Raw genomic sequence first — 24,168 nt, 5'->3', positions numbered from 1 at the left:
TGGCGTGGGAGAGGTCGCCGGCCGGGCACGAAAAACCGCCCGACCCGGCTGGGGGCGGGCGGCGGACGTGCCGTCACACGGGTGATGTCACCCGCCGCTACCCCGGGAACGACGTTGCGGATACCACCCGGTACAGGCGCGACGCGACCGAGCGGCCACCAGGACCGGTCCACGCCGGCAGGGGCGTGGTGTGCCGGTACGGGCCAGGCGGGTCACGGTGGGCTCCCGGAGGTCGTCGGTGGACGGTGTCGTTCACGGTAGGGGCGGGTCGGACGGGCCGCAACACAATTGGCCGGGGTGGGGCCGACTCGCCTCGGCCCCACCCCGGGTGGGCTCAGTGCTGGCGTACCGCCCGATCGATGTCGACCGGCGCGGCGGGCGCGCCGTCGACGGGGGCCGGGTCCTCGTCGGTCGGCGCGATCCCGGCGGCGGCGATCCGGTCCAGGGTGGCCAGCCCGGCGGGCTCGATCCAACCGAAGACGGCGTAGTTCGGCCGCAGCGTCGAGTCGGACTGGACCAGGAAGAACTGGCTCCCATTGGTGTCGGGACCGGCGTTGGCCATCGCCAGGGTGCCCCGCGCGTAGAGGCGGCGCACGCCGGTCGGGTCGGTCGGGACGGTCGGCAGATCGGTGGGGAGTTCGTCGGCGTACCGGTAGCCCGGTCCACCCGATCCGGTGCCGGACGGGTCGCCGCACTGCAACACCTTCAGCGTCGGGTACGCGGTGAGCCGGTGGCAGGAGGTGTCGTCGTAGAAGCGGTGCCGGGTGAGGTGCAGGAAGCTCTGCACGGTGCAGGGGGCCTGCTCGCGGTCGAGCACCAGCGGGATCGGGCCCTGGTTGGTGCGGAGCGTGACCCGGACCGTCCCGTCGTCGGGGGTGCGGCGCGGGTCCGGAGGCAGCGGGACCTTCCGGGCGGCCGGGTCGTCCGGGGTGGCGGTGTAGCCGCACGGGCCGGGCGTGGTCCGGGCGGGCTCGGCCGCACCGGCCGGCACGGCGGCGCCGACGGCGCCGAGCAGCGCCCCGGCGACCAGGACACCGCCGAGGAGCCGGGCGCGGACGGGGGCGGCGGATGGTGGTCGGGCTGTGCGCGACACGGGTCCTCCTGCACGAAGATCGGCGGAAAGATCGCAGTCTATGGACTCGGTCCAGGGTTGTCGACGTGAACCCGGGGTGCCAGCCCCGGCACGGCCGGGACGGAAACCCGACACCCTGCCGGCCTGGTGGACAACGCAGAATCAGCCCGGATCCGGGACGACGGGAGCGACCAGGAGATGCCGACACCGAGCCAACGCATGGCCGAGTTGGGAATCGCCCAGGAGGGCGCGGTTGTCCTGAGCCGGCCGGCAGCACCGTTCGCGCTGCCCGACGAGGCCGAGGACGCGCGACGTGTCATCGCCGTCCTGCGCGCCACGATGTCCCGGGTGGCGGCGGTGCACCTGTTCGCGAAGGGGATGGGGCTGGTCGCGCCGCAGATCGGCATCGCCCGCGCCGCCGCCGTCGTACGGACACCGGAAGGCGCGGAACTGGTCCTGCTCAACCCACGGGTGATCGACGAGTCCCGGGACACCGACGAGCAGTTCGAGGGCTGCCTGAGTTTCTTCGACGTCCGGGGCCTCGTGCGCCGGCCGACCCGGATCGAGGTGGCCCACCAGGACGTCGGCGGGCGCACGGTGATCACCGAGTTCCGCGACGGAACGGCCCGGCTGGTGATGCACGAGATCGACCACCTGGAGGGACGGCTGTACCGGGAGCGGATGCCGCCGGGCGTGGAGGTGGTTCCGGTGTCCCGCTACCGAGGCACCGGAACCCGGTGGACGTACGGCCCCCAGGAGCGCGACACCGAGCGGTGACGCCCCGCCGGACCCGTGGGTTCGGCGGGGCGGTCCATCCGTGTGCCGGGTGCGGTCAGCCCGCGGTGCCCGCGCGGTTGCGTCGCCGCAACGCGAACGTCGTCAGCAGCAGCACCACGCCGGCGCCGACCAGGCCGCCGCCGACCTTGAGTGGGGTCTCCAGGCTGCTGCCGGTGACCGGCAGCGGGTCGTCGTCCCCCTGGTTGGGGCGCAGGACGGTCAGCACGGCGGTCGCGCTCCGACCGGTCGTCGTCCCCCGGGCCGATATCGTGATCGTTCCGGGATGGCGCGGACGGAAGGCAAACTGGAAGTAGCCGTCATCGTCGGCGCGGATCCAGAAGACCTGCCACGCCCCGTTGCTGGACCCGTTCCACGGGCCGTTGCCCGGCACGTGCTGGGGGCCCCTCGGCCCGCCGGGCTGCGGCTGGTCGGCGCGCTGGTACGACACCGGGGCGAGCGCCACGGTGCTGCCGTCGCCCCGCCGGGCACCCTGTCCTGGCACACCGACGGCGAGCGGACCGGTGGTGATGGTGATCTCCACCTGCTCCCGGGAGCCGAAGCCCCGGCCGGTCACCGTCACGATCTCACCGACGTCCACGGTGCTCGGCGAGACGGTCAGGGACGGTCCCGGTGGCTGGTAGGGCGGTGGCTGTGTCGGTGGTTGCGTTGGCTGCGGCGGTGGCTGCGGCTGGGACAGGGCCGCCCCCGCTGCGGTGGGCACGGCCGCCACGGCCAGGCCAACCGCGATGGTCGTGATGATGCGGGATAGCCGCATGTCTCGGGTCCTTCCTACTGGTGACAGGGTGACGCGGTGTGGATGTGGGTGGTCCAGGGGGTGGCGGTGGGGGTGAGCCGCAGTTCGGCCCCGCCGGTGCCGCCCGGGGCGGACAGCAGGTCGACCTCGAGGGTCCTGGTGCCAGCCGGTCCGACCTCGACGGTGGCGACGGCGACCTGGCGGCGGCGCTCGGTCCCGCTGCCCAGTGGCGTCTCGGTGCCGTCCAGCCGGGCCCGCAGCACCGTCCCGCCTGCCGGGCTGAACACGTAGACCAGGGTCCGGACGACGTACGGGTCGCCCGCGCGGCCGACGCCCAGGACGGAGGGCGTGAGTCCCGACCTCGGTGCCGTCGAGTGCAACGACATCCTCAGCCGGAGTTCGTGGCGACCGTCCGGCCGGCAGCCGCCGACCGTCAGCTCCGCGCTCGGTTCCAGGTAGTAGCCGAGCTTCGCGCCGCTGCCGTCGTTGAGGAACACGCCGACCGTCGGCTGTGCCTCCCGCTCCGGAAGCACGCCGGTCAGCCGGCTCTCGCCGAGCGTCCGCTGTTCCTCCGGGTGGGCACTCCAGAACAATATCCGTCCTTCCGCCACAGATCGGTCGAAAGCCGACAAAAGCGCACGGGGTTGGGCGGATCGGGCGAGTAGGGTTTCGAGCACCGCCGCCGCGGACCGGGCGAAGAACTCGTCCTGGCGGCGCAGGTCGAGCTTCAGGTAGCTCTCCGACAGCAGCGACCGGACCGCGCCGTCGGCGGTCAGGCGGCCGAAGCCGGGCACCTCGACCGGTCCGGTCACCGCCAGCAGGTACGACAGGGCCACCGGGTCGGTGGCCAGGACACCGTCGACGGTCTCCCCGGTGCGACGCCGGTACATCTCGTGGTAGAGCGCGGCGGCGGTCGGGAAGTGCGGGGTCAGGTTGACGTCCGCCGGCCAGATGCCGGGCAGGTCGGTGTAGAGGCCGCGCATCTCCGGGCTGACCCCGGGCAGCGGTGGCAGAAAGTGACCCAGTTGCCCGGCCGTACCCTGCCGAACCAGTCGAATCCGCCCCCGCTCGGCCCGCACCACCGCGTACGCGCCGAACATCCCGCCGGTGGCGCGCAGCTCGGCGAGGTTCTGGGAGAGCAGCAGGTAGTCCCGACCCTCGGCGACACCGAGCAACGGCGGCAACAGCGCCGCTCCCCGGCTCACCGCCCCGGTCAGCCCGGCGAGCCGGTCGACCTCGGCGCGCAGTTCGGTCACGGCCGCGTCGACCTGCCGCGTCAGGCCGGCGGCGGGCACCCCGCCGAGCCGCGTCCGGGCCTGCCGGACGACCTCGTCAGCGGCGGCCAGGTCCTGCTCCGCCGCGCCCAGGCCGGCCAGGTCGAGCCGGCCCTGGCGGGGCAGGAGGTCCTCGAGGTCGAGGCCGAGCAGCCGGGGGAACGCCCGGTGCGCCAGCTCGTCCACGGTGACGGCCACCTGGCGTACGGCGGTCAGGTCGTCGCCCGCGTACGGGGCCCGCCGGCCGAGCGCCCACCCGGGATCAGCGGTTGCCCGCCGCGCGGCGGCAGCCCGTTCCTGAAGCGCGGACAGGGTGGCCCGGGCGTGCTCGACGTCCCCACCGACCAGGTGGGCACCCAGTTCGCGGGCCAGCTCCGCAGCGACCAGCAGGTGGCCCCGGGTCTGCCAGCCCCGGAACCCGACCCAGCCGGACCCGGCCAGCAACAGCACGCCGATCAGCAGGCCGACGAGGGCCGTCCGACGCAGTCGTGATCGGGCGCCACGGCCCCGCCGCCACCACGGCGCTGCGCGTACGGTCACCCAAGCCTCCCGGGAATAGGACGATAAGTGCCTTCCTGTCAGCTTTTTATCCTATTTCCGCAGCTCATGGGGCTTTTTGGAAATTAAGTGTTGATATGGGCGATTCGCGACGTCGGCTCGGGTCAGTGGTCCGGGGCGGAGATGTCGTAGAGCGTCTGCTCGATCCGGTCCACGCCGGCGCGCATCGACATGTGCCGCTGGTACGTCTCCCGGCCCCGCCGGCCCATCTCCGTCCGGGCCTCTGCCGGAATGGTGGCGGCCAGCCAGAACCGGTCGGCCAGGGACGCCCAGTCCTCCGGCGGACAGGACAGGCCCGCCCGCGCCCGCTCGACCATCGCCACCGTGTCGCCGGCCGCGGCGGCGATCACCGGCGCGGCGCAGGAGAAGGCCGCCGGCAGCTTCGCGGGCACCACACCACGCAGTTCGGGCAGATCCCGCAGCGTCACGAGTTGGTAGTCGGCGACCGCGTAGAGGTCGGCCATCTCCGTCGGCGACCGCCGGTCGACGAAGCGGACGTTGCGCACGCCCCAGTCGCCCACCAGTTCCCGGATGCGCGGTTCGTCCGCACCGGAGCCGACGAGGACCAGGTCCACCCGGTCCGGCACCGCGGCCGCCGCCCGGACCGCCGTCTCCAGTCGCTGCCGCTCACCGATCGTGCCCGCATGCATCACCACACAGCGTCCCGCACCACCGACCAGGCGCTGGGCGGCCGGGCTCGGCCGGACCGGACGGAAGATCCGCTCGTCGGTCCAGGGCAGCACCAGCCGTACCCGGGAAGGGTCGGCGCCGGCGGCGGTCACCAGGTCCCGCATGGACGGGGCGCCCACCGCGATCGCGTCGGCGTCCCGCAGGAGCCGGCGAAGCACGGCGGCGGTCCCCGCGCCGCCCACTTCTCCGGTCAGTTCCGCGCGCGGCCGAACATCCTGGACGTGCAGCAGGAACGGCACCCGGGGCAGCACCTGCCGCACCGCCTCGGCGGCGAGGGTCGCCGCCGGCACCTGACAGACGTGCAGCACGTCGATCCCGGCCAGGAAGCGGCGGCCGGCGAGCGCGGCGGCGGTGGCGAACGTGAGCTGACCGGCGAGCCGCGCCCGAGGCGAGGAGTCGGCCGAATATCGGGGCACCCGCCGCACGGTCAACCGTTCGCTCCGGGTCTCGTACCGCCAGTGCTGCTGCCAGCCCGGGTGAATCCGCCCGCCGGGGTGGTGCGGGAAGCCGGTCAGCACTCGCACCTCGTGCCCCCGGGCGGCCAACGCCTCGGCCAGGCTGCCGGGCAGGAACGCCGGCTCGGGCGGGAAGTGGTACGTCAGGACACCGACACGCACTGGGCCACCCCCGTCCCGTCGGCCGGCGCGGCGACCGGGCACGCCGGGCGGCCCACCGCATACGATGCCGACATCCCCTCACCCGACCGCCGCCCCTCACCGGGCACGGCCGGGTCCGAAACGCGCCGTACACGAGGGGCCCCGATGACCGAACAGGTGCTGTTCGTCTGCCACGCCAACCTGTGCCGGTCGCCGATGGCGGAGTACCTCGCCCGGCGGGCGCTGGACCGGTGGCCGGTGACGGTGGCCAGTGCCGGTACCGATGCCGTCGCCGGGCGGCCGATCCACCCGTACGCGGCGGTCATCACCGCCGCCCGGGGGATCGACGCGAGCGGTTTCCGCAGCCGGCGATTGGAGTCCGAGCAGCTCACCGAGGCCGCCCTGGTGCTCACCGCCACCCGCCGACAACGCGCGGTCTGCGTGGCGCTGGCCCCGGCGACGGTGCACCGGACCTTCACGTTGCGCCAGTTCGCCCGGCTCGCCGCGGTGGCCGACCCGCCGCGCCGGGCGGCGGGTCGGCCGGTCCGGGCGGCGGTGGAGGCCGCCGCCCAGGCGCGGAGCCGGCTGCAACCGAGGCCGGACGCGGACGACCTGGTGGATCCGATCGGCGGTACGGCGGCCGACTTCCAGCGGTGCGCCGAGGAGATCGAGCGGTCGATGGCGCCGATCGGCGTGCTCATCGCGGCAGCCGGGTGAGTTCCTGGGCGGCCTGACCGACACCGGACCGGCTACCCATGCCGCGGCGGGCGGTGGCCCGGTCCGCCGGCACGCCCCGGCGGCCCGTGGCCACCCGGTACGCCTCGTACTGGTAGGCGTCGGACCTGGCCACCCGGGCCATGTTGAGCACGCAGCCGAGCGTTCGCACCGAGACCGAGTGCAGCGCCTTGGCCGCCCGCGCGACCTGGTTGCGGGAGGTCCGGCCCTGCTGGCTGACCATCAGCGCGCCGTCGGCCTGCACGGCCACCACCACCCCGTCGGTGACCGCGAGCAGCGGAGCGGTGTCGATGATGACGATGTCCGCCGAGTCGCGCAGGGCCAGCAGCAGGTCCGCCATGGCCTTGGAGCCGAGCAGCTCGCTGGGGTTCGGCGGGTTGGAGCCGCTGGGGAGCACCAACAGGGACCGGTCCCCCAGCGCTGCACCACGTCACCGACCTGGACGTCACCGAGCAGCACGTCGGTCAGGCCGATGCCCTGCTCCAGTCCGAGGTACTCGGCCACCCGGGGGCGACGCAGGTCCGCGTCCACCAGCAGCACCCGCCACCCCGCCTCGGCGAGGGTGATGGCCAGGTTGCAGGAGAGCGTGGTCTTCCCCTCCCCCTGCAACGCGCTGGTCACGGCGATGATCCGAGCCGGTTCGTGCACGTCGACGAAGCGCAGGTTGGTACGAAGCTTGCGGACCGACTCGGCGCGGGCGGAGGTCGCCGCGTCGCCGACGATCAGCGGCGAGGTACGCGCGTCCGCGTCGAAGGGAATCTCGCCGAGCAGCGGGCTTCCGGTCGCGCGCTGGAGTGTCTCCCCGTCGCGCAGCCGCGTGTCGACCAGCCCTCGCAGCACGGCCAGCCCGATCCCGGCGAGCAACCCGAGCAGCCCGCCGAGCAGCAGGTTGCGGTCCACCCGTGGGGAGACCGGCTCGGCGCCCACCCCGGGACCGCTGACCACCTCCATCTTGACCGAGGAGCGTCCCTCCGGCGGTGTCTCGACCGTCTTGACCAGGTCGGCGAACTTCACCGCCACCACCTGGGCGACCCGCAGCGCCCGCTGCCGGTCGGTGTCGGTGACCCTCGCCTCGATCAGCACCGTGCCGGTCTGGAGGGAGGCGTCGACCCGGTCCTGCACGCCTGCGGGAGTCAGACCCAACGCCGGGTCGGCGGCGACGGCGCGCGCGAGCCGCTCGCTGCGCAGCAGGTCGGCGTAGGACTTGACCCGCTGTTGGAGCCAGAGGTTGCCCTGGTACGCGTCAGTGACGCCCTGGCTCGGCGTGGTGACGAAGAAGGTCACCGACGCCACGTACCGCGGCTCGGCCCGGACGGTGAGGTAGCCGGCCACCCCGAGGGCGACCAGAACCGTGGCCAGCACGATCCACCACTGGCGGCGGATGAGCTGAAGGTAGGTGCGGAGGTCCATCAGGCGCGCCCCCGGACACCGATCAGCACGTGGTTGAACTGCACGAAATCCCCCAAACTGGACATAACCCGTGACAGGATGAAGACCGCTCACCGGTCGTTAGCGCCATCTCGCCGAATGTAGTTGATAAATCGGCAAAATAGGTGGCATTCCCCTCAATGCCGGTCCGACCAGTACTCACCAACTTTCGAGGGCACAAGATGGACCACGCTTCCCCCACCGGCCCGGACCGTCCCGCGCCACACCGGGACTGGGTGACCCGACGTACCGCGACCATCTCCCTGCTGACGCTCGACGTCTTGGCCTGGGTCGCCGGCTTCATGGCCGCCGCGTGGACCCGGTTCGAGTTCGACCTCACCGCGTGGCACGCGGTGCTGGTGCTGGCCAGCGCGCTGGTCTGCGCCGTGGTCCACACCGGGATCAGCCAGCTCTGGCTCACCGTCGCCGGACGGCACCCGGTGGGCAGCGCCGACGAGGCCCGGTGCCTGGCGGCGACCGTCACGCTGGCCGTCACCGCGATGCTGGCCTCGCTGCTGCCGATGACCGAACGGCCGGTGCCGGCCACCACCCCGCTGGTCGGGGGTGCGGTCGCGCTGCTGGTCATGGTCTCGGCCCGGGCCGGCTACCGCCACCACCGCGACCGCCGGGACCGGCCCGGCCAACCAGCCAGCCGGGCCCTGGTCTACGGCGTCGACGCGGCGAGCGAACGACTGGTCCGTGCCCTGCTCGGCGACCCGCGCAGCCGGTACCTGCCGGTCGGGTTACTCGACGACGACCCGGACCGCCGCCTGCTGCGCCTGCACGGTCTGCGGGTGCTGGGCGGACGAGCCGACATCCAGCAGGTCGTCCGGCGCACCCGCGCGACCACCGTGATCTTCTCGATGGCCGGGACCGACGCCGACCTGCTGCGCGACGTACGCAGCCGGACGCTGGAAACCGGAGCCGCGTTCAAGGTGCTGCCCCCGGTCCGCGAACTGCTGGAACGGCCGGTGGCAGTCACCGACGTACGGGATCTCCAGCTCACCGACCTGCTCGGCCGCGCGCACCGCGCCGCCGAGCTGACCGTCGAGGGCAGCGGGCTGGCCGGACGGCGGGTGCTGGTGACCGGGGCGGGCGGCTCGATCGGCGCCGAACTCTGCCGGCAGATCGCCCGGTACGGGCCGGGCGAGCTGATGATGCTCGACCGGGACGAGTCCGCGCTGCACGCGCTCCAGATGTCCCTGTACGGTCGCGCCCTGCTCGACGGGCCGGAGCTGATCCTGGCCGACATCCGCGACGCCGAGGGCATCGCCCGGATCGTGGCCGACCGCCAGCCGGACGTCGTGTTCCACGCCGCCGCCCTGAAGCACCTGACCCTGCTGCAACGGCACCCCGGCGAGGCGGTCAAGACCAACGTCCTGGGCACCCTCAACGTGCTGGAGGCGTGCCGGGACGTGGCCCGGTTCGTCAACATCTCCACCGACAAGGCGGCCCGGCCGGCCAGCGTGCTGGGCTACTCCAAGCGGGTGACGGAACGACTGACCGCGCACTACGCCCAGCGGCTCGACGCGGCGTTCCTGAGCGTCCGGTTCGGCAATGTGCTCAGCAGTCGGGGCTCGGTGCTCAACGCGTTCCGGGCGCAGATCGAGGCCGGTCAGCCGATCACCGTGACCCACCCGGACGTGACCCGGTACTTCATGACCGTGCATGAGGCGGTGCACCTGGTCCTCCAGGCGGCGCGCATCGGCCGGGGCGGCGAGGCGCTCGTCCTCGACATGGGGGAACCGGTCCGGATCGCCGACGTGGCCCGCCGGCTCGCCGCCGAGGCCCCGCACCCCGCCGAGATCGTCTTCACCGGGCTGCGGCCGGGCGAGAAGCTGCACGAGGACCTCTTCGGCCCCGGCGAGGTCGACAGCCGGCCGCTGCACCCGCTCGTCTCACACGTGCCGGTGCCGGCGCTGCCCCCGGCGGAGACGCAGACCATCGACCCGTACGCGGATCCGGCGGAAGTGGTCAACCGCCTCGACGCCCTCTGCGTCCGGACCGACTCGGAAGCGGCGCTCCCGCTCCCCCGCTGAGCAGCGGCGGCGTGGTCGCCCGGGGCTGCGACCGCCTGTTCGCCCGGCCCGGGTGAACCGCGTCGCACCGCTTGACCGCGGCCCTGGTGAACCGTGTCGCACCGCTCGCAGACTGCGGCCCGGATCGTCTAGGGTCGGAGGCGGTGTGCCGGGAAGTCTGGTCGGCGATGGTCCCCCTGTCGACCCCAGACGCCGAGACGAGTGCCGCCGATGAACGATCGCCACCCCACACCCCCCACCAGCGAGCGCCGCCTGTTCACCCGGGTCTCCTCCTGGCCGGAGGCCCGCTTCCTCGGCGCCGTGCTGCGCACCGAGACTGTCGGCGGCGGACTGCTGCTGCTCGGCGCGGTCCTCGCCCTGATCTGGGCGAACTCCCCCTGGGCGGACAGCTACGCCACACTCGGCGGGTGGGTTCCCTGGCCCGGCGGGAAGGCCCTGCACCTCGATCTGGACCTCGCCACCTGGGCTGCCGACGGCCTGCTGGCCGTCTTCTTCTTCGTGGTCGGCCTGGAACTGAAACGGGAGTTCGTCGCCGGCGAGCTACGCGACCCCCGGCGGGCCGCCCTGCCGGTGGTGGCCGCCATGTGCGGCATGCTGATGCCGGCGCTGTTCTACATCGGGATCATGCTGGTCAGCGGCACCGACGGGCTGCGCGGCTGGGCCATCCCGGTCGCCACCGACATCGCGTTCGCCCTGGCCGTGCTGGCGGTCATCGGCTCGCACCTGCCCCAGGGGCTACGGGCGTTCCTGCTCACCCTGGCCGTGGTCGACGACCTGCTCGCGATCGTCGTCATCGCGATCTTCTACACCGCCGACTTCAGCTTTCTACCGCTGCTCGCGGCGCTGCTGCCGATCGGCGCGTTCGCCCTGCTGGTGCAGCGGCGCAAGACCTGGTGGTGGGCGCTCCTCCCCCTCGCGGTGACCACCTGGACGCTGGTGCACGCCTCCGGGGTACACGCCACGATCGCCGGCGTACTGCTCGGCTTCACCGTCCCGGTGCTCGGCGGGGGCGCCGGCCCCGGCCTGGCCGAGCACCTGGAGCACCGCTGGCGCCCGGTCTCGGCCGGCGTCGCCGTGCCGGTCTTCGCGTTCTTCGCCGCCGGGGTCTCGTTGCGCGGCACCGACCTGGGCGGTCTCCTCACCGACCCGGTCGTGCTCGGCATCGCGGTCGGGCTGGTGTTCGGCAAGGCGGTCGGGGTGTTCGGTTCGACCTGGCTGATGGCCCGGTTCACCCGCGCCGAACTCGACCGCGAGCTGAGCTGGTCCGACCTGTTCGGCGTCGCCTGCCTGGCCGGCATCGGTTTCACCGTGTCGCTGCTCATCGGCGAACTGGCCTTCGGCGCCGGCACGGCCGCCGAGGACAAGGTCAAGACCGGGGTGCTGACCGGCTCCCTGGTCGCGGCCACGGTCGCGTCGATCCTGCTGGTCCGCCGCAACGCGGTCTACCGGCGCATCGACGAGCAGGACCGGCGCGACGACAACCAGGATGGCGTCCCTGACGTCTACCAGCAGCGTCCAGCCGCCCCGAACTGACCGGCGCGTCCACGCCACGTGTCCGCCGCGCCGGGCGCCCCCTTGGCACGGCGCGGGTGGTCGTTGCCGACGCTGGTGGTTGCCGGCGGGTCGTTTTCGGCCCGTCGGCCCGCGCCCGGAGGCCGTCGGCGCAGAGCCGGTCAGCGCCGGGCGGCCGACACCGGGTCGTCGTGCGGGTCCGGTACGCCGTCGGCGGCAGGTGGTGGCGCGGCCAGGGCTGCCCAGAGCAGCTGGCGCAACGCGACGACGGACGCCGCGCCGGCAAGGGCACCCCAGCCCGGGGCTCCGCTCAACCCCAGCAACCCGGCGGCGGTCAGCAGGTCGAGCAGGATCCGCAGGGCGGTACGCCACGCCCCGGTGGCCAGCAGGACCACCCCGGCACAGAGCGGTGCGCCCGCCCCGAGCGCGGTGACCGCCGCGCGGATCACCGCTCGGACCGGCCGGGAACGCCGACCTGCCGCTGCTCCTGGGCGATCTCCCGACGCAGGAAGTAGTTCAGCGCGGTCCGGATAGTGGCGATCGCCGCGAGCTGCCCGATCTGGGGAAACGTCGGGGAGATCGCCGTCCGCAGGATGTCGGCCGCGAGCTGGAACTCCAACCCGAGGGTGAGAAAGCGACCCAGGGAGAGCCGGATCGGGGTGAACACGGCGGCACTACGGTGCCGCAGTCCCTCGACCACGAACCGCACCGCCGCCCAACACGCGCCGACGAAGATGACCACCGCCCCGGCGACCTCCACCAGGGCGACGACCACCTGGTCGCCCCCGCGCAGGATCTCCTCCGGGCTCACCGGCCACCGTTACCCGCCGTTGCCCCCGGTAGTCGCCGCCTCGACCAGGTCGATCACGCACGGGCGCGGGGCGTTACCGTCGGCGGGTGCCCGAACTGATCGCGCCTACCGTCCGGCTGCACGCCGCCTGGCTCGACGCGCACCGCGAGTGGGGCCCCGGCGTCCACGAGGACGGTTTCGGGCTGCGGCCGTCCGACGAGGTCGACTCCCCGGCCGGGTTCGCGGCCTGGGTGGCCCGGTTGGCTGATCAGTCGGACCGGACGAGACCGCTGGAAGCCGGCCGGGTGCCGTGCACGTACCGCTGGGTCGTCGAGGGCGACCAGGTGCTCGGCGGGATCGCGCTGCGGCACGAACTCGACGACTTCCTGTTCCGGGTCGCCGGTCACATCGGCTACGGCATCCGGCCGTCCGCGCGCCGGCGGGGCCTGGCCACCTGGGCGCTGGGCCGAATGCTCGACGAGGCACGGGCAGTCGGCCTGGACCGGGTGCTGATCGCCTGCGAGGTGGACAACGTCGCCTCGGCGAAGACGATCGAGCGCTGCGGTGGCGCCCTCGAGGGCGTCCGGGACACCGAACTCGGCGCCACCCGGCGGTACTGGATCAGCACCTGATCACCAGTCAGTTCCCCGCTCCGGGCGCGGCCTTCACCGGCTGGGAATCCCGGGCTGGCAGCCGGGCCACATCGGTGGTCCCGAAGAATCCAGCGGGCGGTGAGAGCCGGTGAGCAACTCGCTGATCGGAGGTGGCCCTCAGGCCGCCCCCAGCTGCGCCTGTCGGGCGTCGCGACCGTCCACTTCGGACCGGTGGGGGCTGTGCAAGCGCGCGGCGAACACGAGCAGCCACCCCATGAGGATGACCTCACCGCCGAACGTGACTGCGGCGACCTCGATCGTGTACGCGGCCGAGACCAGTGCTCCGATCGAGTCGGCGAGGTAGCCGGCACCGGCGATCGCCACGAGCATCGCCAACCAGGTCGGCGCAGACGGAGACCGCCACGCCAGCCACCCGATCAGGAGCAGGTGGACGCCGAACAGGATCAGACCCAGGCTCCAGATCTCCTGGAAGTCGCTGATCTGCGCGTACACGCCGGGGCCGATCCGGTCGGTCGCCGGATCGTCACGCAGGAGACCAGCGGCAGCGATCAGGTGTGTGATCGCGACAGCGAAGACGACCGCGTACACGGTGCGGCACCAGGCCGAGAGCAGCGGGACGGTGCGGTGCGTGTCGGCGAAGAACGCCCGCAGCGCCCAAGCGACCAGCACGTCGAGGCAGACCACCGCACACAGGGCGACGACGGCCAGGACAAGCGCCCGCCCGTTCGACAGCAGAAGGGTGGTGGTCCCGGCAGCGTCGGTGGAGACCATCCGCTCTACGACGCCGAAGTTGGCCAGCCCGGCGAGAACCGCCATCAACAGCAGGCCGAGCCCGGCGGCCAACGCCGCCCGACTCGCCCGGGAGTCGCCGCCCGCCTCCGCGCTCGACGCCCCGTCGAGGGTGGCGCCCGGATGCGCCACGGTGGACGGGGCGAAGCCGCGAGCAAGCAACAGCAGACCGAAGACGATCTCGAAAAGGCCTCCCGGGATCGCCAGCACGAGTCCGACCCTGGCCCCCATCAGCTCTGCGGCCGCGCCCGTCGCCAGCAGCAGGTATCCGCCGAGTCCCCAGATCGCCAGCCAACTCGGCAGCCAGCGCCGCCGACGGAGCGCCAGGCAGAGCGGCAGACTGCCCAGCGCCAGCGACAACATGGCCACCTGGTAGGCGATGTCGGCCGCGCCGGCCCCGACCCGGTCCAGCAGGACGATCCCGGCGGTGAGCAGGAACGCCTCCACGCCACGCGCGACGAGGTACGTCCAGGCGCTTCCCGGTTGCGGTCGGCGCAGCGCCCGAAAGACCAGCACGCCGATGGCCACCACCATGACGGAGTTCAGCACCACGAGCGCCGTCCCGGCGAACTGCCCGGCGAGAGCGCTGCCGATGCCGTAGCAGACGAACGCCAACAGGAAGAACGCGCCGACGAGTCTGCCGGCAACGCGGAGGGACATCTTCGCCTCCAAGGCTTCGTACTAAGTAAGGGGTACTAAGTACGATAACCTTGGGTGGCAAGGGGGGGTCAACGCAATGCCAGGAAGACGGGCCCGGGAGTCGGGCGAACCAGTACGGCAGCTCAGCCGCGAGCGGGTGTTGCAGGCTGCGGTCGGCATCGCCGACGCGCGCGGCCTGGGAGGGTTGACCATGCGGTCGCTGGCTGCGGAACTGGACGCCAAGCCGATGTCGCTGTACCACTACATCCAGAACAAGGACGAGCTCCTCGACGCCCTCGTCGACGGGGTCTTCGCAGAGATCGAACTGCCGAAGGTCGGCGGCGACTGGCGTGCCGAGGTGCGTCGGCGCTCGCTCTCGGCCCGCACGGTTCTCACCCGGCATCCCTGGGCGTTGGCCCTGGTCGAAAGCCGGACCAGTCCCGGGCCGGCCACCCTGCGCCATCACGACGCCATGCTGGGCACGCTGCGGGCCGGGGGCTTCTCGTTGCAGATGACGGCCCACGCGTACGCGCTGGTCGACGCGTACGTCTACGGCTTCGTGCTCCAGGAGGCGTCGCTGCCGTTCGACAACGCGGACTCCGCCAACGCGGTCACGGAAACGATCATGGAGAGTTTCGCGGCCGGCGAGTACCCGCATCTGGTCGAACTCGCCACGCAGCACGTCCAGCAGCCCGGCTACCACTTCGGCGGGCAGTTCGAATTCGGCCTCGATCTGATCCTCGACGCGCTGGCGGTGCACGGCACCACGCGTCCGTCGTGAGCCGCCGGACCCGGCGGTGAAGCTGCCCGGCCGAGCGGGGTCCCACCGCCGGACGACGGACCCTTCCGTCGGAAGACCATCCTCGGGACGTGGACCTCGGCGCCCTATGTACGTGCGTACACATCCTGTGTACGGTCGTACCCATGATGGTTGGCAGCGACGAGTTCGTCGCGGTGGGCAATCCGGCCCGCGTGGTACGCGCCATCGGGGCCGGTGCGCCATGAGCGAGGCTCCCACGACCAGTGGGACGTCGACACCACGCCGACCTCGCCGGCACGACCCGAATCGCCGCGACCGTCTGATCGACGCGGCCCTCACCGTGATCGCCGAGCGTGGCGTGGTCGGCACCACGCATCGGGAGATCGCCCGTGTCGCCGACGTGCCGTTGGGGTCGATGACCTACCACTTCACCAGCCTTGACGAGATCCTCGTGGCGGCGTTCACCCGGCACGCCACCGCAGCTGCCGCCGTGTTCGACCAGCGGCTGGCATCCGCCGCCGACCGCGACGCCGCAATCGAGGCGGTGATCGCGTTGGTGTGCGACGACCTGATCGGCGGGCCCCAGGACGACCTCGTGCTGGCCGTGGAGCTGTACACGGCGGCGGCGCGTAACCAGGCCCTACGCACCGTCACGCAGGCATGGATGCAGCGCAGCCGCCAAGCCCTGGAGCGCCACTTCGACCCGACCACCGCCCGCGAGCTCGACGCCCTGATCGAAGGCCTGACGCTGCACAGCGCGCTGTCGACGGACCCCATGACGCCTGCGCAGGTCCGCCACGCCATCGAGCGGTACCTGCGCTGACCCGTCGGCGCACGTCCCACCTCATTCCTGCACGCACCGGGAGATCGCCGTGTCCGCCTCCACCCTGGCCCCGCCGCCCCGCCAGGTGCGCCGGGCCCGCGCCGCCGTCGCCGCGCTGTTCCTCACCAACGGCGCCGTGTTCTTCAACGTCGTCCCGCGCTATCCGCAGATCAAGGCCGACCTCGGGCTGAGCAACGCCGTGCTCGGCACCGCCCTGGCCGGCTACTCGATCGGCGCCCTGCTGGCCGGGCTGCTCGCTGGTGCCGCCATCCGCCGCTTTCGCTCCGCCCGGCTGGCGGCGTTCGGCATCGTCATCACCACCAGCGCGACGCTGGCCATCCCCGCAGCGCCGAACTGGTTCGCTCTCGGCGCCGTGCTGTTCGTCGTCGGCGCCCTCGACTCGATCGTCGACGTGGCGCAGAACGCCCACGGCCTGCGCGTGCAGCGCCGCTACCGGCGTTCGATCCTCAACTCGCTGCACGGGGTGTGGAGCATCGGCGCGGTACTCGGCGGCCTGATGGGCTCGGCCGCCGCCGGCCTCGACGTTCCCCTCACCATTCACCTGGGGATCTCGGCCGTGACGTTCAGCCTCGTCGCCCTGGTCGCCTACCGCTTCCTGCTGCCCGGACCGGAGGACGCCGAGCGAGCCACCGAGGCTGAGGACGTTGCCGCCGTCGACGGGCATCCCGGCGCGCCGCCCGCACACCATCACCCGGGCCGACGCTCGCTCGCCGGCCCCGCCGTGCGGATGCTCGCCGCGCTGAGCGCGCTGGCCGCCTGCGGGGCCTTGGTGGAGGATGCCGGCGCGTCCTGGGGCGCCATCTACCTGAGCGACTATCTGCACACCGGCGCCGCCGTCGCCGGTCTGGCGGTCGTGGCGTTCCAGGGAGCCATGACCCTCGGCCGCCTGGCGGGCGACCGCGTCGTGGACCGTTTCGGCCAGCGCGCCGTCGCCCAAGCCGGCGCGGCGCTCGCCGCCGTCGGTATGGGCGCCGCCCTGGCCGTGCCCACCGTGGGCACCACGTTGGGTGGGTTCGCCTTCGCCGGGCTGGGCTTCGCCACCCTCGTGCCCGCCGCCATGCACACCGCCGACGAACTGCCCGGCCTGTCCCCGGGCACTGGCCTGACCATCGTCAGCTGGCTGCTGCGCGCCGGCTTCCTGCTTTCTCCGCCCCTGGTCGGCTCCGTCGCCGACCTGACCAGCCTGCGCGTCGGCCTGCTCACCGTTGTCGTGGCCGGCATCATCACCCTGCTCCTCGCCCAGGTGCTCAGCAGGAAGGCCACCTCCCGGCAACGGGAGGTGGCCTTCGCCCCGGACGGGACGAGCCGAGAAAACGGCCCGGTGGGCAACGAGGGGCCGATCAGGTGAGTTGGTTGACCGCGTCGAGAATCAGCCAGAGGCCGCAGATCGCGAAGAGGATCGCGGCGCCGTACTTGATGGTCTTCTCCGGGAGCTTGCGGCCCAGCATCCGGCCGACCACGATGGCGAGCGCGTCGGCGGCGACCATACCGATGGTCGAGCCGATCCAGGTGCCGAACCAGCCGTACTGGGTGGCCAGGGTGATGGTGGCGAGCATGGTCTTGTCACCCAGCTCGGCGAGGAAGAACGCCACGCCCACGGCGAACACCGCCGACTTGGTGCTCCGCTCGGCCTTGCGCTTCTCCTCCTCGGTGAGGGTGTCCCCGCGCAGCGTCCACGCGCCGAAGCCGAGGAAGGCGATACCGGCGACGAGGGCGATCCACCCGGTGGGCAGGGTCGCGCCGAGGCCGTAGCCGATGGCGACCGACACGAGGTGGACCACGGCGGTGGCGACGGTGATCCCGATCAGCACCGGGACCGTCTTGAACCGCGTGGCGAAGGTCAGGGCCATGAGCTGGGACTTGTCCCCCAGCTCGGCAACGAAGATCACGCCGAAGCTGACCGCCAGCGCGACGAGAAAGCCCTCCATGGGCGTCCTTCCGGATCAGGCCGGGAGGAGGAACAGGGGCGCCCTCGACCCGGCTGTTGACAGCCTGAGTCGAAGGTCTCGCCCGCCCCGGGACGGGGCCGCGTGGCCGGATGCCGGAGCATCAGTGTGTCGACCACGACATTGGGGGCTACTCCCCTTCGCGCCGGCAAGCCTACCCGATCATGTCGTGGTCGCTACCATCGGGTGGGTCACAGGCAGCGGAAACGCTCAGCAGGCCCGGGCCAGGGTGAGACCGAAGAGCCCGTCCGGGTCGGTCCAGAACTCCTCGGCGGTGAAGCCGGCGGCGGCCAGCTCGGCGGCCACCCCGTCCGGGCGGAACTTCGCCGACACCTCGGTCCGCAGGTCCTCCCCCTCGGCGAAGTCGACGGTGAGGTCGAGCACCCGAACCCGCATCGGCCGCTGGGCCCGCAGACGCATCTCGATCCACTCCCGCTCGGCGTCCCAGTGGGCCACGTGCCGGAACTTCTCGGGCACGAAGTCGGCGCCCAGCTCGCGGTTGACCACCCGCAGCACGTTGCGGTCGAACTCGGCGGTCACCCCGGCGGCGTCGTCGTAGGCGGGAACGATGATCGCCGGGTCCTTGACCAGGTCGGTGCCGAGCAGCAGCCAGTCCCCGGTCTCCAGCGCGGCGCGCATCGCGCCGAGGAAGGCGGCCCGCTCGTCGGGAAGCAGGTTGCCGATGGTGCCACCGAGAAAGGCGACCAGTCGCCGGCCGCCGGTGGGCAGCCGGTCCAGGTGCCGGGTGAAGTCCCCGACGATGCCGCGTACCCGCAGCCGGGGGTAGTCGGCGGCGAGGGTGGCGGTGGACTGGCGCAGCGCGCTCACCGACACGTCCAGCGGGGCGAAGGTGCCGAGGGTGCCCTGGTCGCTGAGCGCGTCGAGCAGCAGCCGGGTCTTCTCCGACGAGCCGGAACCCAGCTCGATCAGGGTCTTCGCCTCGGTCACCTCGGCGATCCGGGCGGCGTGCCGCACCAGCGCGGCCCGTTCTGCCCGGGTCGGGTAGTACTCCGGCAGCCGGGTGATCTCCTCGAACAGCTCGCTGCCCCGGGCGTCGTAGAACCACTTCGGCGGCAGCCACTTCGGGTTGGCGGTCAAGCCGGCCCGGACGTCCTCGCGCAGGCTCCGGGCGAGGTCCCGCTCGTCCAGGTGGATCTCCAAGGGGTCGGCGCTCATGGTTGTCCCTTTCCCAGTTGCTGATCCGGCCGCTGGCCGGGGAGGTGCGAATCGGTGTGCGTCGGGCGCCCGCGTCCCGGTCGGCGTGGCGCTGCTCCAGGGGGCAGGCCGGTCTACCCGCCGAGCGGGCTGGTACGCAGCCCGGCCGGGGTGGCCACCACCAGGTGGCCGTCCGGGACCGGCCGCCAGGCGGGGTGGTCGTCGAGGGGTTCGGAGGCGAGCAGCACCGCGTCACCGTCCGCGCGGACCGACAGCGCGTGCCCGGCCACGGTCGCCACGGCGGTACGCCCGTCGGTGAGCAGCAGGTTCAACCGGGAACCCGGGGCCGCGTCGGCGACCGCCCGGACGGTGTCGGCGAGCGCCTCGGTCGGGTCCGCGCCGGCCCGCAGCCGGTGCCGGACCAGTGCCCAGAGCAGCGCCGAGTCGGTCGGGGCGTCCAGGGTGAGCAGGTCCTGCACCGGGAGCGCGGCGGCGAGCCCGGCCACCGAGTCGGGCCAGCCGCGTACCACGCCGTTGTGGCTGAATAGCCAGGCGCCCTCGGCGAACGGCGCGGCGGCCCCGGCGTGCACCGGCATGCCGACCGTGGCGGAGCGGACGGCGGCCAGCACGGCGCCGGCGACCGTGGCGGCGGCCAGGTCGGGCAGGGCCGGATCACTCCAGATCGGCTGCGCGCTGCGGTAGCGGACCGGCGCACCGTCGCCCGGGTACCAGCCGACGCCGAACCCGTCGGCGTTGACCGTGCCACCGCCGCGCATGTCCCGGGGTGCCCAGGACTGCCGGACCAGCGAGTGCGGCGGGTCGAACAGCAACGCCCGCAGCGACACCGGTGGACCGAGGTACGCCAGGTGTCGGCACATCAGGCGGCACCGGCCGCCCGCCGGGTCACCGTTCCTCCGGGCGGGGATCACGGGCGCAGCGGAAGCCGCTGAAGATCTGCCGGCGGATCGGGTAGTCCCAGTTGCGGAAGGTGCCCCGGCAGGCCGCCCGGTCGGTGCCGAACGAGCCGCCGCGCAGCACCCGGTAGTCGTCGCCGAAGAACACCTCGGAGTACTCCCGGTACGGGAACGCGGTGAACCCGGGGTGACCCCGGAAGGTGGTCGAGGTCCACTCCCACACGTCGCCGACGAGCTGGTGCACCCCGAGCGGGGACGCCCCGGCCGGGTACGCGCCGACCGGCGCCGGCCAGAGGTGACGCTGGTCGAGATTGGCGTGCGCGGCGGTCGGCTCGTCGTCGCCCCAGGGGTAGCGGCGGGAGCGGCCGGTGGCCGGGTCCCAGCGGGCGGCCTTCTCCCACTCCGCCTCGGTGGGCAGCCGCTTCCCGGCCCAGGCGGCGAACGCCTCCGCCTCGTGGCAGCAGACGTGCACCACCGGCTCGTCGTCGCGTACCGGGTCCCACCGGCCGAACCGGCGGTACGCCCAGCCGTCGCCGTCGCGCCGCCAGTGCATCGGGGCGGTCAGCCCCTCGGCCTGCCGGTGCGCCCACCCGGCCGCGCTCCACCAGCGGGGGTCGTCGTACCCGCCGTCGGCGATGAACTCCCGGTACCGCCCGTTGCTGACCGGGGCGGCGTCGATGACGTACGCGGGCAGGTCGACGGTGTGGGCGGGGCGTTCGTTGTCCAACGCCCACGGGTCGGTGGAGGTGCCCATGGTGAACGGGCCCGCCGGCACCAGCACCTCCCCGTCGACCCGGACCGCCGGCTCGGGCGGTGGTGGCGCGCCGAGCACCGGCGGGCCGGAACGCAGTTGGTGGGTGGCGAGCATCGTCTCGTCGTGCTGCTGCTCGTGCTGGACGATCATGCCGAAGGCGAAGCCGTCGGCGACCAGCGGCCGGTCGGTGAGGCTCACCCGCTCCAGCAGGTCGTACACCTTGTCCCGGACGGTCGCCAGGTAGGCCCGGGCCTCGCCGGGCGGCAGCAGCGGCAGGGACGGCCGGTCCCGGCGGGGTTGCTTGAACGCGTCGTAAAGGTCGTCGATGTCGTGGCGGACCGGCCCCCGGCCGCCGACGTCCCGGACGAGCCAGAGCTCCTCCTGGTTGCCGACGTGCGCCAGGTCCCAGACCAGCGGCGACATCAACGGGGAGTGCTGTCGGGTCAGGTCGTCGTCGTCGACCGCATCGGTCAGCCCGGCGGTCCGGGCCCGGGTGCGGGCCAACTCGGCCGCGATGCGGTCGCGGAGTGTCTCGGCCTCCGACTGGGTGGATGTCAACGTGCGTTCCTCTCCGCGACGGCCTGTCGCCGTCGTACCCCTCGGACGATCTCCTGGTGTTCGCCGGCCGGCAGGTCGAGCCCGGGCAGGGCGGCCAGCGCCAGGTCGAACAGTTCCCCTGCGGCCCGGGCCAGCGGCGGATCGGCGAGCCCGTACCGGGCCGCCTGGTACCAGCGGTCGGCGACCGACGTGGCGCAGGCCACCGCGGCGGCGGTCGTCGCCGGGTCGCCGAACAGGGCCGCCAGCACCGCCACCGGCACCACCCAGTCCCGCCCCGACTGGGCGTCCAGGTAGCGGATCTCCAGGTAACCCCGGGGCCGCACCGGCGGGAACAGGGTGCTCAGGTGGTAGTCGAGGTCGTCGGTGGTGGGCGGGCGGGACAGCGCCCCGTCGATCCAGTCGGCGAAGGTGATGCCCGGCGGGACGGTCCAGTCCGGGCCGTCCGTGCGGACGCAGAGCAGCGGCGCGGCGAGCGCGAACCCGGTCCAGGCCGTCACCGGGTCCCGGTGCGCGTCGGTGGGCTGCCAGACCGGCCGGGTGCGGGTCGGGTCGATGGTCAGCCAGGCGGCCATCCGGGCCGACGCCCAGCCGGTGAGCCGACCGGCATGCCGCTCGGCGGTGGCGAAGGCCGCCAGCAGCGGCGGGCCGACGGCGTGCGCCGCCGTCCACCGGGCCACCAGGTCGCCGGCCTCCCCGGCGTCCAGGCAGACCTGGAGGCCGGCGGTGCTGAACATCATGGTCCGGCCGGCCGGGCCGGTCCGGTCGAAGGCACGGCACATGGCGTGGTACCGGGGGGTGTCGACGACCGGGTGGGGGGACCGGTGCGGGTCGATGCCGCTGCGGCCGAGAACGAGGCCGGCGGCGTCCAGCAGCCGGGTCAGCTCACCGATGTCCGCGTCGGTGTCGGTGAGCAGGGCCGCGAGCGAGAGTCGCGGCGCGGTGGAGAGTTCCACCTGCCCGCCGGGCTCCACGGTGACCGTACCGCCGTGGCGGAGCCGCTCGGCCGGGCTGGTGCCGTCCAGCGTGGTGGGGCTGTGTCGCCCCAGTGCCGCGCGCAGCCGGTCCCGGTCGACGGGACGGGCCGGATCCGCGGCATCGTGCAGGGTCCATTCCAGTTCGACACCGGTGCGGGCCGGTGGGCCGGTCTTGAAGCAGATCCGGGCGATGTGGCCGGCGGCGGCACCGGCCTCCCGCAGGATCGGCGAGCAGTCGAGCTTCGACGGCATCACCATGGGCGGCCCTCCCCGAAACGTTCGTCGACGCCGGGCCCACCGTCGCGAACCGACACGTCGGCGGCCCCTCGGGATCATGTCTAACAGACGAACCAGGGGTGTCGCTCGTTATGCGGGGACCAGCGGGCGGCGGCCGGCAGCCGACGGACGGAATCAGTGGAACGGCAGCCGACGGGCGGGATCAGCGGGACGGGGACGGGTGGTCGGTCGGCGGACCGGTGCGGGGGGTCGTCGTGGGCTGGCCGGTCGAGGAGGGGCGGCCGGTCGGCTCCGTCCCCACCAGGTCCTCGCAGTACGCGTCGACCTGCTCGGCACCGCCGGCCGCCTCGACGAGCCGCTGGAAGGCCGTGCTCTCCAGTGCCTTGCCGCGCTGCCCGGTGGGCTTCGCCAGGTAGGCGCGGCAGAGGCCCTGCTGGGCCTCTTCGCCGGGGGTGCGGGGGCCGGCGGACCGTGGGGGCGTGGTGGCGGGCGTGGCCCCGGTGGTGGTGGACGGCGTCGGGACGGTCCCCGGTGCCGAGGGATCACCGCCGCCGGGTGACCACGGGTCCGGGGAACTCGTGGTCGGCGCGGGCGGTGGTGGCGGGTCGGACCGGTCCAGGCCGACGGTGGCCACCGCGACCCCAGCGGTCGCGACGACCGCCAGGCCGGCCAGCCAGGCCACGGCGCGGGCGGTGTGGCGCGGGCGGGACGGGGTCAGCGCGGGCACCGGACGCTCCGCTCGGGCAGCCCGGAACGCGGCCAGCGCGGCTTCCTCGCCGGCCAGTTCGCCGGTACGGGCCGGCGCCGCGGCGGCGGCCAGCAGCCGGGCGACGGGGTCGTCGGTGTCGCCGGCACGCCCGCTGGCGCTGAGGTCGAGCAGCCGCTCGGCTGTCGGACCGCCCGGGCGGCGGGATCGACGGAAACGCATCCAGACTCTCCTCACGTCAACCGTCCGCCGGTTCGGCGTGTGGCGGGGCCGGCACCTGCCGACCGCGACCGGGACGTGGGCGGGGTGGGGCGGCCGCGGTCGGCGCACCGTCGGCGTCGCTGAGCAGGGCGGCGAGCCGGCGCAGCCCCCGGTGCGCCGCGGTGCGTACGGCGCCGGGTCGTTTGCCCAGCACCCGGGCGGCGGACTCGGCGTCCAGCCCGATCACCGCCCGGAGCAGAACCGCCTCCGCCTCGCGCGGCGGCAGGTTGGCGATCAGGGCGATCGCCGACTCGGTGCCGAGGGCCTCCCCGGCGTGCTCGGCGGTGTCGCTGTCACCGGGCAACTCGCTGAGCGACTGTACGGGCACCGGCACGGCCGGGCGGCGGCGCTGCCGGCGCAGGTGGTCCATGGCCCGGTTGCGGGCGACGGTGACCGCCCAGGCGCGGAACTCCCCACCGGTGAAGGCGGACATGTCGCGGGCGATCTGCAACCAGGTCTCCGAGGCCACGTCCTCGGCGTCCCCGCCGACCAGGACGGTGAGGTAGCGCAGCAGGCCCGGTTGCAGGGTGCGGTAGAGGAGGCGGAAGGCGTCCTCGTCCCCGTTCTGCGCGGCGGTCACCACCGCGTTCAGCTCACCGGTCATCGGGGAATGGATCCTGCCATGCGTCCGGCCCGCCCCGGCCGTCCGGGGTCGGTGCCGTCGACGCCCACCCGCACCATCCGCCCCCCGCTGGCCTCGAAACGTCCCCGCCGCAGCGGTACGCCGTCGGGCGGAACTCCGCCCGACAACCCCCTGTGCCCCGCTCGGGACGACCCGAGTCGGTAACGCTA

General features: G+C 73.4%; 24 protein-coding genes. 8 read left to right on the top strand and 16 right to left on the bottom strand.

The window, feature by feature from the left end:
- Nucleotides 1-334: 334 nt before the first annotated feature.
- Nucleotides 335-1,015: a peptidylprolyl isomerase gene (locus tag GA0074692_RS08800; protein WP_425413383.1), complete on the bottom strand. Its 681-nt coding sequence runs from the start codon at nt 1,013-1,015 to the stop codon at nt 335-337.
- A 204-nt stretch (nt 1,016-1,219) separates the two neighbouring features.
- Between GA0074692_RS08800 and GA0074692_RS08795 the strand changes: the two genes are divergently transcribed.
- Nucleotides 1,220-1,849 (top strand): peptide deformylase, encoded by a 630-nt coding sequence (locus GA0074692_RS08795; protein ID WP_218106598.1) that lies wholly within the window; start codon nt 1,220-1,222, stop codon nt 1,847-1,849.
- Nucleotides 1,850-1,904: 55 nt separating this feature from the next.
- On the opposite strand, the gene GA0074692_RS08790 is transcribed toward GA0074692_RS08795, so the two are convergent.
- From GA0074692_RS08790 to GA0074692_RS08780, 3 genes are all read right to left on the bottom strand, one after another.
- Entirely contained in the window at nt 1,905-2,624 is a 720-nt protein-coding gene (locus GA0074692_RS08790) for a hypothetical protein (RefSeq protein WP_091641546.1), read from the bottom strand.
- Between the two features lie 14 nt (nt 2,625-2,638).
- Nucleotides 2,639-4,417 carry a DUF4012 domain-containing protein gene (locus tag GA0074692_RS08785; RefSeq protein ID WP_245730240.1) on the bottom strand — a complete coding sequence of 593 codons (1,779 nt, stop codon included), beginning with the start codon at nt 4,415-4,417 and terminating at the stop codon, nt 2,639-2,641.
- A gap of 122 nt (nt 4,418-4,539) precedes the next feature.
- On the bottom strand, nt 4,540-5,742 hold the full coding sequence (locus tag GA0074692_RS08780) for a glycosyltransferase family 4 protein (protein ID WP_091641541.1): 1,203 nt from the start codon (nt 5,740-5,742) through the stop codon (nt 4,540-4,542).
- 144 nt (nt 5,743-5,886) lie between these two features.
- Here GA0074692_RS08780 and GA0074692_RS08775 point away from each other — a divergent pair, with 144 nt between their 5' ends.
- Complete coding sequence (locus GA0074692_RS08775) at nt 5,887-6,438, top strand: arsenate reductase/protein-tyrosine-phosphatase family protein (protein ID WP_091641538.1); 552 nt, start codon at nt 5,887-5,889, stop codon at nt 6,436-6,438.
- Here the strand turns inward: GA0074692_RS08775 and GA0074692_RS35820 are convergent.
- Nucleotides 6,419-6,796 carry a tyrosine-protein kinase family protein gene (locus GA0074692_RS35820; RefSeq protein ID WP_245730239.1) on the bottom strand — a complete coding sequence of 126 codons (378 nt, stop codon included), beginning with the start codon at nt 6,794-6,796 and terminating at the stop codon, nt 6,419-6,421. The genes GA0074692_RS08775 and GA0074692_RS35820 overlap by 20 nt on opposite strands.
- A complete protein-coding gene (locus tag GA0074692_RS08770) occupies nt 6,679-7,866 on the bottom strand; it encodes a YveK family protein (protein ID WP_245730238.1) in 1,188 nt (395 codons plus the stop codon). The genes GA0074692_RS35820 and GA0074692_RS08770 overlap by 118 nt, the downstream gene beginning before the upstream one ends.
- A gap of 200 nt (nt 7,867-8,066) precedes the next feature.
- Here GA0074692_RS08770 and GA0074692_RS08765 point away from each other — a divergent pair, with 200 nt between their 5' ends.
- Nucleotides 8,067-9,923, top strand: a complete 1,857-nt coding sequence (locus tag GA0074692_RS08765; protein ID WP_091641534.1) for a polysaccharide biosynthesis protein — start codon at nt 8,067-8,069, stop codon at nt 9,921-9,923.
- 210 nt (nt 9,924-10,133) lie between these two features.
- Nucleotides 10,134-11,456 carry a Na+/H+ antiporter NhaA gene (gene nhaA, locus GA0074692_RS08760; RefSeq protein ID WP_091641530.1) on the top strand — a complete coding sequence of 441 codons (1,323 nt, stop codon included), beginning with the start codon at nt 10,134-10,136 and terminating at the stop codon, nt 11,454-11,456.
- 140 nt (nt 11,457-11,596) lie between these two features.
- Here nhaA and GA0074692_RS08755 read toward each other — a convergent pair whose 3' ends face one another.
- Nucleotides 11,597-11,884 (bottom strand): hypothetical protein, encoded by a 288-nt coding sequence (locus tag GA0074692_RS08755; protein WP_091641527.1) that lies wholly within the window; start codon nt 11,882-11,884, stop codon nt 11,597-11,599.
- Entirely contained in the window at nt 11,881-12,246 is a 366-nt protein-coding gene (locus GA0074692_RS08750; RefSeq protein WP_091641523.1) for a DUF1622 domain-containing protein, read from the bottom strand. The genes GA0074692_RS08755 and GA0074692_RS08750 overlap by 4 nt, the downstream gene beginning before the upstream one ends.
- Before the next feature lie 86 nt (nt 12,247-12,332).
- Between GA0074692_RS08750 and GA0074692_RS08745 the strand changes: the two genes are divergently transcribed.
- Nucleotides 12,333-12,857, top strand: coding sequence for a GNAT family N-acetyltransferase (locus tag GA0074692_RS08745; RefSeq protein ID WP_091641518.1), 525 nt, complete (start codon nt 12,333-12,335; stop codon nt 12,855-12,857).
- Nucleotides 12,858-12,995: 138 nt separating this feature from the next.
- Here GA0074692_RS08745 and GA0074692_RS08740 read toward each other — a convergent pair whose 3' ends face one another.
- On the bottom strand, nt 12,996-14,288 hold the full coding sequence (locus GA0074692_RS08740; RefSeq protein WP_141725200.1) for a DUF4386 domain-containing protein: 1,293 nt from the start codon (nt 14,286-14,288) through the stop codon (nt 12,996-12,998).
- 76 nt (nt 14,289-14,364) lie between these two features.
- Between GA0074692_RS08740 and GA0074692_RS08735 the strand changes: the two genes are divergently transcribed.
- The 3 genes from GA0074692_RS08735 to GA0074692_RS08725 all read left to right on the top strand — a co-directional run bounded on the left by GA0074692_RS08735 (nt 14,365) and on the right by GA0074692_RS08725 (nt 17,219).
- Nucleotides 14,365-15,048: a TetR/AcrR family transcriptional regulator gene (locus GA0074692_RS08735; protein ID WP_091641510.1), complete on the top strand. Its 684-nt coding sequence runs from the start codon at nt 14,365-14,367 to the stop codon at nt 15,046-15,048.
- Between the two features lie 106 nt (nt 15,049-15,154).
- The gene (locus GA0074692_RS08730; RefSeq protein ID WP_425413382.1) at nt 15,155-15,850 is read left to right on the top strand and encodes a TetR/AcrR family transcriptional regulator; all 696 of its coding nucleotides are present in this window, start codon (nt 15,155-15,157) and stop codon (nt 15,848-15,850) included.
- 49 nt (nt 15,851-15,899) lie between these two features.
- The gene (locus tag GA0074692_RS08725; protein ID WP_091641503.1) at nt 15,900-17,219 is read left to right on the top strand and encodes an MFS transporter; all 1,320 of its coding nucleotides are present in this window, start codon (nt 15,900-15,902) and stop codon (nt 17,217-17,219) included.
- Here GA0074692_RS08725 and GA0074692_RS08720 read toward each other — a convergent pair.
- The 7 genes from GA0074692_RS08720 to GA0074692_RS08690 all read right to left on the bottom strand — a co-directional run bounded on the left by GA0074692_RS08720 (nt 17,212) and on the right by GA0074692_RS08690 (nt 23,980).
- A complete protein-coding gene (locus GA0074692_RS08720; RefSeq protein WP_091641500.1) occupies nt 17,212-17,799 on the bottom strand; it encodes a TMEM165/GDT1 family protein in 588 nt (195 codons plus the stop codon). The two genes, GA0074692_RS08725 and GA0074692_RS08720, sit on opposite strands and share 8 nt — an antisense overlap.
- A gap of 228 nt (nt 17,800-18,027) precedes the next feature.
- The gene (gene egtD / locus GA0074692_RS08715; protein ID WP_091641496.1) at nt 18,028-18,993 is read right to left on the bottom strand and encodes an L-histidine N(alpha)-methyltransferase; all 966 of its coding nucleotides are present in this window, start codon (nt 18,991-18,993) and stop codon (nt 18,028-18,030) included.
- A gap of 113 nt (nt 18,994-19,106) precedes the next feature.
- Nucleotides 19,107-19,850: an ergothioneine biosynthesis protein EgtC gene (gene egtC, locus GA0074692_RS08710; protein WP_091641491.1), complete on the bottom strand. Its 744-nt coding sequence runs from the start codon at nt 19,848-19,850 to the stop codon at nt 19,107-19,109.
- Nucleotides 19,851-19,875: 25 nt separating this feature from the next.
- On the bottom strand, nt 19,876-21,198 hold the full coding sequence (egtB, locus tag GA0074692_RS08705) for an ergothioneine biosynthesis protein EgtB (RefSeq protein ID WP_091641488.1): 1,323 nt from the start codon (nt 21,196-21,198) through the stop codon (nt 19,876-19,878).
- The gene (gene egtA, locus GA0074692_RS08700; protein WP_091641483.1) at nt 21,195-22,430 is read right to left on the bottom strand and encodes an ergothioneine biosynthesis glutamate--cysteine ligase EgtA; all 1,236 of its coding nucleotides are present in this window, start codon (nt 22,428-22,430) and stop codon (nt 21,195-21,197) included. Before egtA ends, egtB begins: the two co-directional genes overlap by 4 nt.
- Before the next feature lie 181 nt (nt 22,431-22,611).
- Nucleotides 22,612-23,337, bottom strand: a complete 726-nt coding sequence (locus tag GA0074692_RS08695; RefSeq protein ID WP_091641480.1) for a hypothetical protein — start codon at nt 23,335-23,337, stop codon at nt 22,612-22,614.
- 16 nt (nt 23,338-23,353) lie between these two features.
- Entirely contained in the window at nt 23,354-23,980 is a 627-nt protein-coding gene (locus GA0074692_RS08690) for an RNA polymerase sigma factor (protein WP_091641478.1), read from the bottom strand.
- Nucleotides 23,981-24,168: the final 188 nt, after the last annotated feature.

It is taken from the genome of Micromonospora pallida, from assembly GCF_900090325.1.
GTDB classification, from domain to species: Bacteria; Actinomycetota; Actinomycetes; order Mycobacteriales; family Micromonosporaceae; genus Micromonospora; species Micromonospora pallida.
The sequence above is the reverse complement of the archived record's forward strand: the minus strand, read 5'-3'. Positions and strand labels throughout refer to the sequence as shown.

Excerpts from the sequence above, each read along its gene's own strand:
- GA0074692_RS35820 (WP_245730239.1), bottom strand. The coding sequence starts at position 6,796 with ATGGCGGACCTGCTGCTGGCCCTGCGCGACTCGGCGGACATCGTCATC.
- GA0074692_RS08765 (WP_091641534.1), top strand. The coding sequence starts at position 8,067 with ATGGACCACGCTTCCCCCACCGGCCCGGACCGTCCCGCGCCACACCGG.
- GA0074692_RS08735 (WP_091641510.1), top strand. The coding sequence starts at position 14,365 with ATGCCAGGAAGACGGGCCCGGGAGTCGGGCGAACCAGTACGGCAGCTC.
- egtC (WP_091641491.1), bottom strand. The coding sequence starts at position 19,850 with ATGTGCCGACACCTGGCGTACCTCGGTCCACCGGTGTCGCTGCGGGCG.
- GA0074692_RS08770 (WP_245730238.1), bottom strand. The coding sequence starts at position 7,866 with ATGGACCTCCGCACCTACCTTCAGCTCATCCGCCGCCAGTGGTGGATC.
- GA0074692_RS08690 (WP_091641478.1), bottom strand. The coding sequence starts at position 23,980 with ATGACCGGTGAGCTGAACGCGGTGGTGACCGCCGCGCAGAACGGGGAC.
- GA0074692_RS08730 (WP_425413382.1), top strand. The coding sequence starts at position 15,155 with ATGTACGTGCGTACACATCCTGTGTACGGTCGTACCCATGATGGTTGG.
- GA0074692_RS08790 (WP_091641546.1), bottom strand. The coding sequence starts at position 2,624 with ATGCGGCTATCCCGCATCATCACGACCATCGCGGTTGGCCTGGCCGTG.
- egtD (WP_091641496.1), bottom strand. The coding sequence starts at position 18,993 with ATGAGCGCCGACCCCTTGGAGATCCACCTGGACGAGCGGGACCTCGCC.
- egtA (WP_091641483.1), bottom strand. The coding sequence starts at position 22,430 with ATGGTGATGCCGTCGAAGCTCGACTGCTCGCCGATCCTGCGGGAGGCC.
- GA0074692_RS08720 (WP_091641500.1), bottom strand. The coding sequence starts at position 17,799 with ATGGAGGGCTTTCTCGTCGCGCTGGCGGTCAGCTTCGGCGTGATCTTC.
- GA0074692_RS08775 (WP_091641538.1), top strand. The coding sequence starts at position 5,887 with ATGACCGAACAGGTGCTGTTCGTCTGCCACGCCAACCTGTGCCGGTCG.
- GA0074692_RS08695 (WP_091641480.1), bottom strand. The coding sequence starts at position 23,337 with ATGCGTTTCCGTCGATCCCGCCGCCCGGGCGGTCCGACAGCCGAGCGG.
- GA0074692_RS08740 (WP_141725200.1), bottom strand. The coding sequence starts at position 14,288 with ATGTCCCTCCGCGTTGCCGGCAGACTCGTCGGCGCGTTCTTCCTGTTG.
- nhaA (WP_091641530.1), top strand. The coding sequence starts at position 10,134 with ATGAACGATCGCCACCCCACACCCCCCACCAGCGAGCGCCGCCTGTTC.